This window comes from Streptomyces sp. NPDC022552 (genome assembly GCF_055561875.1).
This window is the reverse complement of sequence record NZ_JBVHGJ010000017.1, coordinates 117,385-126,687: the sequence shown is the minus strand read 5'-3', so window position 1 is coordinate 126,687 and position 9,303 is coordinate 117,385. Positions and strand designations below refer to the sequence as shown.

Below are 9,303 nucleotides of genomic sequence, written 5' to 3'. Positions count from 1 at the left end.
GGTGCCCCTCAGCCCCTCAGTCCCATTCCAGGCCGCCGCGCCGCCACACGTAGGCGTAGGCGACGAAGACGGTGAGCACGAAGAGCAGCATCTCCACGAGCCCGAAAAGCCCCAGGGCGTCGAAGGTGACCGCCCAGGGGTAGAGGAAGACGATCTCGATGTCGAAGACGATGAAGAGCATCGCCGTCAGGTAGTACTTGATGGGGAAGCGGCCGCCTCCGGCCGGAGTGGGCGTCGGTTCGATGCCGCACTCGTATGCCTCAAGCTTTGCCCTGTTGTACCGCTTTGGGCCGATTAGCGTGGCCATGACCACGGAGAAGATCGCAAACCCCGCACCCAGGGCACCGAGCACGAGGATGGGCGCGTACGCATTCACGCTCCTCGCTCCTTCCAGTCGTCCTTGACCGTTGGACCGCACGGTCGGGCCGTGGAAGATCGCCCCCATGTGAGGCAGTTCACAAGCCCGACTGCCCCGCATCTTATGCCTGCCCCTCTGTGATCTGCGACACGGGGTACACCAACGGCTTTGTGATCTCCACCACCTGACGAAGGATCATGAAGTCGGATGAGCGGTGATCTTGGCACTCGAAGCGCCCAGGTGATCACCAGTTGTGACATCCGGACCGGAAACCGCTGGTCGGAGGGGTGGTGCACTATCAAGAGGTGCCATCTACAGGCAAATTGGCGATGGACCCGGGCGGGTGATAAAGGACCGGCCCGTCGCCCGGTCGGGGGTCTCGCCGGAGCGAAGTGGACGTGTGCACCGATTCACGAGCGACCCGACCGCCTGATGGACTCCACACTGTGACCTGCGCCACACCAATTCGATCCGAAGAAAACGGGGCTTGGCCATCGGTGTGAAGAGGTGGTAAGCGGCGGTCAATTCGGACGTTTCACTGAAAACCCGTGATCAAGGCCCTGATGGGGCGTGCCCGTATTGTCCGTTACGGCGTCAATAAGGGCGCCAGATAAGCGGATTAGGTGGTTCCGAACGTAACTGTGGCGCAACCCACGTTTCTTGAAGGGAACCGTGAAGCCCTGATAGCGGTTGTACTCATGTCCCACACCGCTCACATACCCAGCCACCGGAAGCCCCGCCGCAGCGCCTCCAAGCTCGCGCTCCGCGCCGGAGTTGCCGGTGGCGTCCTCAGCACCATCGCGGTGGCCGGTGCTGCCGGACCGGCGAATGCCGAGCCGGTGACCGAGACCATCGAGATGCCCACGCTCGGCTCGCTCGACGCCGACCTCGCGAGCGCCGTCTCCGCCTCCGCCGAAGCCTCCCAGCAGGAAGCCCTCGACCTGAGCCTCCAGGCGCAGGAGACGGCCGCCCTGGAGAAGGCCGCCAAGGAAGCCAAGAAGGCCAAGGCCGAGGCCGACCGCAAGGCGGAGGCCGAGAAGGCCGAGAGGGCCGAGAAGGCCCGCGCCGAGGCCCGCGAGCGCGCCTCCCGCACCCAGGAGCGCACCAAGCTCTCCACGACCTCCTCCTCGTCCGACAGCGGCTCCTCGTACAGCAGCGACGCCCCCTCCGGCTCCGCCGCCGCCATCGTGGCCTTCGCCCGCGCCCAGATCGGCGACGCCTACATCTCCGGCGGCACCGGCCCCAACTCCTGGGACTGCTCCGGGCTCGTCCAGGCCGCCTACCGCCAGGCCGGCGTCGACCTGCCGCGCATCTCGAACCAGCAGTCGTCCATGGGCACGTCCGTCTCGCTGAGCAACCTGCAGCCGGGCGACATCCTGTACTGGGGCAGCCGCAGCGGCTCGTACCACGTGGCGATCTACGTGGGCGGCGGCAAGTACGTCGGTGCGCAGAACCCGTCGACCGGTGTCGTCGAGCGCTCCCTGGACTGGGACATGCCCTCCGGCGCGGTCCGCATCCTCTGATCACCCGAAGCACGGAAAAGCCGTCACTCCTCGGGGGAGTGACGGCTTTTTCCTTTTCGTCCTACTTTCGGAAGCCCTCGATGATCCGGGCGTAGCTGTCCCCGCCGTGACCGGCGTCGACGGCCGCGCGCATCAGCTCCAGGTGCAGCCGCGGCAGCCGGTCGTCGATGCCCCGCTCCTCCCCCGCGTGCAGCAGGTGCCCGATCGCCGCCACCTGGACGTCGATGGTGGCGTCCGCGCCCGGGTACTCTCCCGCGTCGATCTGTTCGGCGTACCCGCTCATGAACCAGGAGACGGTCTTCAGCCAGCGGTTCGCGACCGCGGTGAACTCCTTGGCCGTGACCCCGTCCGCGCCCGCGAGGGCGGTCGCGTGCAGCCAGCCGCCGAAGACCGACCACATGAGGCCGAGGAGACCGGCGTCGTACAGCGAGGCGAGCCCCGCGTCCGGACCAAGGTCCACCGGGTCGCCCAGCACGGCCAGGGTCGCGCGGTGCGCGGCCAGCAGCTCGGGCGAGCCGGCGTAGAGGATCATGTTGGCGCTGTCGCCGACGCCCGGCGGGGTCGTCATGATGCCGCCGTCCAGGTATCCGATGCCGTGCGCCGCCGCCCACTCCGCCTCCGCGCGGGCCTGCTCGGGCGAGCCGCTGGTGAGGTTGACCAGGACCCGGCCCCGCAACGATCCGGCCACCGGGGCGAGGAGTTCGCGTACGGCCGGGTGGTCGAGGACGCAGACCACGACCAGCTCGCTCGCGGCGACGGCCTCGGCGACGGTGGCGGCGCGGACGGCCCCACGGGCGACGAGGGTGTCGGCCTTTCCGGGGGTGCGGTTCCAGACGGTGGTGGGGTGTCCCCCGGTGAGGAAGGCGTCGGCGAGGGCGGCGCCCATCTGCCCGAGGCCGATGACGGTGACGTTCGGCTTGTTCATGACGTCCACGCTCGCAGCGGCGGAATCCGGCCGACAGTGGCAGGACCGACGGCGATCGCACGATTCCTGCCGTACGTTCGGGATCATGAGTACGGGAGTCGTCGCCATCGCCGTCGTACCGGACCGGCGGACCGGAACGTCGCTGTGGGAGCTGTACGAACTCTCCCTGGCGTGCGGCGTCTTCGGCATCCCGCACCCCGACCTGGCCGACCCCTGGTACGAGCTGCGGCTCTGCGGGGACTCCGGCGACGGCGGGATCTTCTCGCTGCGCACCGACCACGGTCTCGACGGCCTCGTGGGCGCCGACACCGTCATCGTGCCCTCCGTGCCCGACGCGGTCGTGGAGGACGGCGAGGAGGTGCCGGCCGAACTCGTCGAGGCGCTGCGCGCGGCAGCCGCCTCCGGCGCCCGGATGGTCTCGCTGTGCACCGGCGCCTTCGCGCTCGCCGCCGCCGGGCTGCTCGACGGCCGCCGGGCCACCGCCCACTGGCAGCACACCGCGCAACTGGCCGCCCGCCACCCCGAGGTGATCGTCGACGACTCGGTCCTCTACACCGACGAGGGATCCGTCCTCACCAGCGCCGGCGCCACCGCCGCGCTCGACCTCTGTCTGCACCTGGTCCGCACCGACCTCGGCGCGGCCGTCGCCGGGCAGCTCGCCCGCCGGCTCGTCGTCCCGGCCCACCGCCCCGGTGGGCAGGCCCAGTTCATCGAGGCGCCGCTCCCGCCGAGCGACGACGACAGCCTGGGCCCCGTGCTGCAGTGGGCGACCGAGCACCTGGCCGAGCCGCTGACCGTGGAGGAGCTGGCACGGCGGGCCCGGATGAGCCCGCGCACCTTCCACCGGAGGGTGCGCGAGGAGTACGGAACCACCCCGCTGCAGTGGCTGCTCCAGCAGCGCGTGGCCCGGGCCCAGTCCCTTCTGGAGTGCACCGACCTGCCCGTGGAGCTGGTCGGTGACCACAGCGGCCTGGGCTCGGCGGCCAATCTGCGCCGCCACTTCACCCGCGCCGTCGGGGTGTCCCCCTCCGGGTACCGGAAGGCGTTCAGGCCTTCGGGGCCACCTTCGAGAGACCGTTGATGATGCGGTCCATCGCGTCGCCGCCCGTCGGGTCGGTCAGGTTCGCCAGCATCTTCAGCGTGAACTTCATCAGGACCGGGTGCGTCAGCCCGCGCTGGGTCGCGATCTTCATGATCTTCGGGTTGCCGATGATCTTCACGAAGGCGCGGCCGAGCGTGTAGTACCCGCCGTAGGTGTCCTTGAGGATCTTCGGGTAGTTGTGCAGGGCCAGTTCGCGCTGGGCCGGGGTCGCGCGGGCGTGCGCCTGGACGATGACGTCGGCCGCGATCTGGCCCGACTCCATCGCGTACGCGATGCCCTCACCGTTGAACGGGTTGACCAGGCCGCCCGCGTCACCGACGAGCAGCAGCCCCTTGGTGTAGTGCGGCTGGCGGTTGAAGGCCATCGGCAGCGCGGCCCCGCGGATCGGGGTCGTCATGTTGTCCGGGGTGAAGCCCCAGTCCTCCGGCATCGAGGCGCACCAGGCCTTGAGGACCTCGCGCCAGTCCAGCTCCTTGAAGGCGGAGGAGGAGTTGAGGATGCCGAGGCCGACGTTGGAGGTGCCGTCACCCATGCCGAAGATCCAGCCGTAGCCCGGCAGGAGACGGTCCTGCGGGCCGCGGCGGTCCCACAGCTCCAGCCAGGACTCCAGGTAGTCGTCGTCGTGGCGGGGGCTCGTGAAGTACGTCCGTACGGCCACGCCCATCGGACGGTCCTCGCGCCGGTGCAGACCCATGGCGAGGGAGATCCGGGTCGAGTTGCCGTCGGCGGCGACGACGAGCGGCGCGTGGAAGGTGACCTCGCGCTTCTCCTCGCCGAGCTTGGCGTGCACGCCGGTGATCCGGCCGGTGCGGTCGTCGATGATCGGGGCGCCGACGTTGCAGCGCTCGTACAGCCGCGCGCCGGCCTTCTGCGCCTGACGGGCGAGCTGCTCGTCGAAGTCGTCGCGCTTACGGACGAGTCCGTAGTCGGGGTACGAGGCGAGGTCCGGCCAGTCCAGCTGGAGGCGGACGCCGCCGCCGATGATGCGCAGGCCCTTGTTGCGCAGCCAGCCGGCCTCCTCGGAGATGTCGATCCCCATGGAGACGAGCTGCTTGGTGGCGCGGGGCGTGAGCCCGTCGCCGCAGACCTTCTCGCGGGGGAACGCGGTCTTCTCCAGGAGCAGGACGTCGAGTCCGGCCTTGGCGAGGTAGTAGGCCGTCGTGGATCCGGCCGGGCCCGCCCCGACGACGATCACGTCTGCGCTGTGCTCGGAGAGGGGCTCGGTCACGGCGGGGTCTCCCGAAGACTCGACGGTAGTGCGTACCGGGGCAGTCTATGGGGGCGCCCCGCGGCCCGTTCGGAGGGCCACCGCGGAGACCGGAGCCGCGCGGAAATCCGCAGGTGGATTCGATCGGTGACGGCGGGATCGCGATCCCTGACCGTCACCGGAGCGCGGCGTGACCCGTCACCTCGTCAGGGGGTCTTGAAGCCCCGGTGCAGGGCGACGATGCCGCCCGACAGGTTCCGCCAGGCCACCTTCGACCAGCCCGCCTTCTGGAGCAGGCCCGCGAGCGACGCCTGGTCGGGCCAGGACCTGATGGACTCGGCCAGGTAGACGTACGCGTCCGGGTTGGAGGAGATCGCGCGGGCCACCGGCGGCAGGGCGCGCATCAGGTACTCCTCGTACACCGTGCGGAACGGCGCCCAGGTCGCGTGCGAGAACTCGCAGATCACGACCCGTCCGCCGGGCTTCGTCACCCGGTACAGCTCGCGCAGCGCCGCCTCGGTGTCCTGGATGTTGCGCAGGCCGAAGGAGATCGTCACGGCGTCGAAGACGTCGTCGCGGAACGGGAGATTCATCCCGTCGCCGGCCGTGAACGGCATCCACGGGTGCCGCTTCTTGCCGACCTGGAGCATGCCGAGGGAGAAGTCGCACGGCACGACGTACGCCCCCGCGCGGGCGAACGGCTGCGAGGAGGTCGCCGTCCCGGCCGCCAGGTCCAGGATCCGCTGCGCCGGGCGGGCGTCGACGGCCTTGGCGACCTCCTTGCGCCAGCGCCGGTCCTGACCGAGCGAGAGCACGTCGTTGGTGAGGTCGTAGTTCGCCGCCACGTCGTCGAACATCGAGGCGACTTCGTGCGGCTGCTTGTCCAGGGAAGCTCGGGTCACCCGGCCATTGTGGCAGCCCGTGCTGCCCGTACCTCGGGAGCCCCTCCGGCCCCGCCGCGATCCGCCGCGATACGACCGGATCCCCTGGGACGCGCCGGGAAATCGTCGCGTCCCCTCGTTCAACCTTTTCCGGGGTCGCGCGCTCAGGGAAGGGTGACAGTCGGGCAACCGGGGGCGGACCCCACGGACGAAGGAGCGCGATGCAGGCATCGCAGGGCTCGGACCAGGCGTTCGAGGAGTTCGCCCGCGCCGGGCAGACACGGCTGTACCGCACGGCCTATCTGCTCTGCGGCGACGCGGAGACCGCCCGCGATCTCACCCAGACCACCCTCGCCAAGCTCTTCCAGCACTGGCGCAAGGCCGGCGCCGCCGAGTACCCGCACGCCTACGCCAAGACCGTACTGACCCGCACCTTCCTCGCCGAGCGGCGTCGCCGGGTGCGCGACCTGCTCGCCTTCACCAGGTCCGGCGGGCTCGTCCCCGCTCCCGCGGCCGAGCACGCCGACCTCCGGGTCACTCTCCTCGCCGCGCTCGCCGAACTCCCGCCGAGGGCCCGCGCCATGGTCGTCCTGCGGCCCAGGGCCGCAGGCGGCGCACCCGGGCCCGCCTCGCCGCCGTCGGCGGGGTCTTCGGCACGGTGACCGCCGCCTCGCTCGGCCTGACGCTCCTCCCGGGACCGGACACCGGGGTGGCCGTGCCCGCCGCGCCCCCGGCCGCCTCCCCCTCGGTGTACCGCACGCCCGTGCGGGTGGAGGAGACCCCCGGCGTGCCGCCGCCGGACAACCCCGAAGGCCTCCCGGCCGCCGAACGGGAGCGGCGCGCGGGCTACCAGCAACAGGTGGCGGCACTGCTCGACGAGCTGCTGCCGGCCGCGGTGACCGACGTCCGCCCGGTGAAGGACACGGTGTACGCGTACCGGATCACGTCGGGCGGCGCGGCCTTCGACCTGACCCTTTCGGTGCGGCCGTCCGACGATCTGACCCTGCGGCCGTGCCCGAGCCCCGCGGACGAGCGGGTGCGGTGCGAGACGGCCGAGCTCGACGGGGCGCGGGAGCAGCGGGCCAGGCTCCGGTCGCTGATGGCCGAGCGGCCCGACACCTGGACGTCGTGGGTCGACTTCTCGTACGGCCGGAGCCTCGTCCGGCTCTCCGTCGCAGCCGCCGACGTCTCGGCGCCGGTGACGCCCGAACAGCTCGTCGCCGTGGCACGCGACACGCGCCTCATGGACCTGGTGCGGTACGCGGACGAGAACCCGGTCGAGAAGAAGGAGGCGCCCCCGGTCCGGGCCGGCTGATCCGCGGCGGTCGCGCGGGCCCGGCAACGCGGCGAGGTGCGGCACCAGGGCACGCGAGCCCGGCGGGATCCGAACGAGATGTCCTAGCGGCGGCGGAACACCAGGCGGCCGCCGAGGACGGTCGCGACGCAGGTGCGGGCGCCGCGCGCGAGCAGGTCGGCCTCGTCGGTCACGTCGAAGACGGCCAGGTCCGCGGGTTCACCCACCGCCAGCGGGCCGTGCACGGTGCCGGGCAGGTCGTGGCCCTCCACGAAGGGGTCGAGGTCCGGGCCGTCCCAGACCGGCGGGGCCAGACGCGACGCGTTCGGCACCTCGCGCAACCCGGCCCGCGCCACCGCCTGTCGGACGCCCGACCGGGGCCCGAGCCCCACGTGCGTCGTCCCGTGGGCCAGCATCCGCTGGATGCCGCGCCGCGCGCTGCCCGCCATCCGGGCCGCGTCCGGCGCGAGGGCTTCGAAGGCCGGGCCAACGAGCGGCTCGGTGCCCAGCTCGTCCGCCTCGCGCGGGTCCGGGTGGTAGACCCGCGTGAGCAGCCAGTGCCCGTGCCACTGCCGGAGCCCCGGTGTCAGGACACCCGGCCAGCGGCGGACCCGCGCCGACGGGTGGGCGGCGGAGACCTCGTCGTACGGGCCGACGGCCGCGATCTCCGCGTCCCGTACGGCGACCGCACCGCCGGGCACCGGGGCCTGGCCGCCGCCCGGCAGCACCAGGTCCGCCGCGTGGATCGTCAGCACGGACGCGTCAGTTGGCGTTCAGGAGCTTCAGCTCCGGGTGCGCCGTGCCGCCCTCGATCGCCGTGGAGGAGATGTGCGAGGCGACCCGCTCGTCGACCGGGTCGTTCGCCGGGTCGTCGTGGACGACGAGGTGCTCGTACGTCGTGGAGCGCTGCGCCGGCACGCGGTCCGCGGTCCGGATCATGTCGATCATCTCGCGCAGGTTGGAGCGGTGCTTGGCGCCCGCCGAGGAGACGACGTTCTCCTCCAGCATGATCGAGCCGAGGTCGTCCGCGCCGTAGTGCAGCGTCAGCTGGCCGATCTCCTTGCCCGTGGTCAGCCACGAGCCCTGGATGTGGGCGATGTTGTCCATGAAGAGCCGGGAGATCGCGATCATCCGCAGGTACTCGAAGAGCGTGGCCTGCGTCCGGCCCTTCAGGTGGTTGTTCTCGGGCTGGTACGTGTACGGGATGAAGGCCCGGAATCCACCCGTCCGGTCCTGCACGTCGCGGATCATCCGCAGGTGCTCGATACGCTCGGCGTTCGTCTCGCCCGTGCCCATCAGCATCGTGGACGTCGACTCCACGCCCAGCCCGTGCGCGATCTCCATGATCTCCAGCCACCGCTCACCGCTCTCCTTGAGCGGGGCGATCGCCTTGCGCGGGCGCTCCGGCAGCAGCTCGGCGCCGGCGCCGGCGAAGGAGTCGAGACCGGCCTTGTGGATACGGGTGATCGCCTCCTCGACGGAGACGCCCGAGATGCGGGCCATGTGCTCGACCTCGGACGCGCCGAGGGAGTGGATGACCAGCTGCGGGAAGTCCTTCTTGATGGCCGCGAAGTGCTTCTCGTAGTACTCGACGCCGAAGTCGGGGTGGTGGCCGCCCTGGAACATGATCTGGGTGCCGCCGAGCTCCACGGTCTCCGCGCAGCGGCGCAGGATGTCGTCGAGGTCGCGGGTCCAGCCCTTGGCGGTGTCCTTCGGCGGAGCGTAGAAGGCGCAGAACTTGCACGCCGTCACACAGACGTTCGTGTAGTTGATGTTCCGCTCGATGATGTACGTCGCGATGTGCTCCGTACCGGCGTAGCGGCGGCGGCGCACGGCGTCGGCGGCCGCGCCCAGCGCGTGCAGCGGCGCCGAGCGGTAGAGGTCGAGCGCCTCCTCGGGGGTGATCCTGCCACCCTCTGCGGCGCGGTCGAGGACGGACTGAAGGTCGGCCTTCTCGGTCACCGGCTGAGTCCCTTTCGGAGGGTGGAATCGAAGGACTGAACCAGCCTACGC

The 9,303-nt window shown here is 71.0% G+C and carries 10 protein-coding genes; 4 read left to right on the top strand and 6 right to left on the bottom strand.

The annotated features are described in order from the left end of the window. Nucleotides 1–16: 16 nt before the first annotated feature. Nucleotides 17–376, bottom strand: coding sequence for an NADH-quinone oxidoreductase subunit A (locus ACZ3OF_RS32255; RefSeq protein ID WP_030494815.1), 360 nt, complete (start codon nucleotides 374–376; stop codon nucleotides 17–19). Between the two features lie 680 nt (nucleotides 377–1,056). Here ACZ3OF_RS32255 and ACZ3OF_RS32250 point away from each other — a divergent pair. Beyond that, the gene (locus tag ACZ3OF_RS32250; protein WP_361677505.1) at nucleotides 1,057–1,881 is read left to right on the top strand and encodes a C40 family peptidase; all 825 of its coding nucleotides are present in this window, start codon (nucleotides 1,057–1,059) and stop codon (nucleotides 1,879–1,881) included. 61 nt (nucleotides 1,882–1,942) lie between these two features. On the opposite strand, the gene ACZ3OF_RS32245 is transcribed toward ACZ3OF_RS32250, so the two are convergent. Beyond that, nucleotides 1,943–2,806 (bottom strand): NAD(P)-dependent oxidoreductase, encoded by an 864-nt coding sequence (locus ACZ3OF_RS32245; protein ID WP_361677502.1) that lies wholly within the window; start codon nucleotides 2,804–2,806, stop codon nucleotides 1,943–1,945. A gap of 85 nt (nucleotides 2,807–2,891) precedes the next feature. Between ACZ3OF_RS32245 and ACZ3OF_RS32240 the strand changes: the two genes are divergently transcribed. Beyond that, nucleotides 2,892–3,887 carry a helix-turn-helix domain-containing protein gene (locus ACZ3OF_RS32240; RefSeq protein WP_361677500.1) on the top strand — a complete coding sequence of 332 codons (996 nt, stop codon included), beginning with the start codon at nucleotides 2,892–2,894 and terminating at the stop codon, nucleotides 3,885–3,887. Here the strand turns inward: ACZ3OF_RS32240 and ACZ3OF_RS32235 are convergent. Further along, nucleotides 3,853–5,136, bottom strand: coding sequence for a geranylgeranyl reductase family protein (locus ACZ3OF_RS32235; RefSeq protein WP_361437368.1), 1,284 nt, complete (start codon nucleotides 5,134–5,136; stop codon nucleotides 3,853–3,855). The genes ACZ3OF_RS32240 and ACZ3OF_RS32235 overlap by 35 nt on opposite strands. A gap of 185 nt (nucleotides 5,137–5,321) precedes the next feature. After that, nucleotides 5,322–6,017, bottom strand: a complete 696-nt coding sequence (locus ACZ3OF_RS32230) for a demethylmenaquinone methyltransferase (protein ID WP_361437366.1) — start codon at nucleotides 6,015–6,017, stop codon at nucleotides 5,322–5,324. Nucleotides 6,018–6,217: 200 nt separating this feature from the next. Here ACZ3OF_RS32230 and ACZ3OF_RS32225 point away from each other — a divergent pair, with 200 nt between their 5' ends. Then, nucleotides 6,218–6,658: a sigma factor gene (locus tag ACZ3OF_RS32225; protein ID WP_467308323.1), complete on the top strand. Its 441-nt coding sequence runs from the start codon at nucleotides 6,218–6,220 to the stop codon at nucleotides 6,656–6,658. Beyond that, nucleotides 6,655–7,311 (top strand): hypothetical protein, encoded by a 657-nt coding sequence (locus ACZ3OF_RS32220; protein ID WP_467308322.1) that lies wholly within the window; start codon nucleotides 6,655–6,657, stop codon nucleotides 7,309–7,311. The genes ACZ3OF_RS32225 and ACZ3OF_RS32220 overlap by 4 nt, the downstream gene beginning before the upstream one ends. Before the next feature lie 83 nt (nucleotides 7,312–7,394). On the opposite strand, the gene ACZ3OF_RS32215 is transcribed toward ACZ3OF_RS32220, so the two are convergent. Together ACZ3OF_RS32215 and mqnC are read right to left on the bottom strand one after the other, a co-directional pair. Then, nucleotides 7,395–8,045, bottom strand: coding sequence for an amidohydrolase family protein (locus ACZ3OF_RS32215; protein WP_361677494.1), 651 nt, complete (start codon nucleotides 8,043–8,045; stop codon nucleotides 7,395–7,397). A gap of 7 nt (nucleotides 8,046–8,052) precedes the next feature. Then, nucleotides 8,053–9,252 (bottom strand): cyclic dehypoxanthinyl futalosine synthase, encoded by a 1,200-nt coding sequence (gene mqnC / locus ACZ3OF_RS32210; RefSeq protein ID WP_361437361.1) that lies wholly within the window; start codon nucleotides 9,250–9,252, stop codon nucleotides 8,053–8,055. Between the last annotated feature and the right edge of the window lie 51 nt (nucleotides 9,253–9,303).

Coding starts and splice junctions, on each gene's coding strand:
- ACZ3OF_RS32245 (WP_361677502.1), bottom strand. CDS start 2,806: ATGAACAAGCCGAACGTCACCGTCATCGGCCTCGGGCAGATGGGCGCC.
- ACZ3OF_RS32240 (WP_361677500.1), top strand. CDS start 2,892: ATGAGTACGGGAGTCGTCGCCATCGCCGTCGTACCGGACCGGCGGACC.
- ACZ3OF_RS32250 (WP_361677505.1), top strand. CDS start 1,057: ATGTCCCACACCGCTCACATACCCAGCCACCGGAAGCCCCGCCGCAGC.
- ACZ3OF_RS32225 (WP_467308323.1), top strand. CDS start 6,218: ATGCAGGCATCGCAGGGCTCGGACCAGGCGTTCGAGGAGTTCGCCCGC.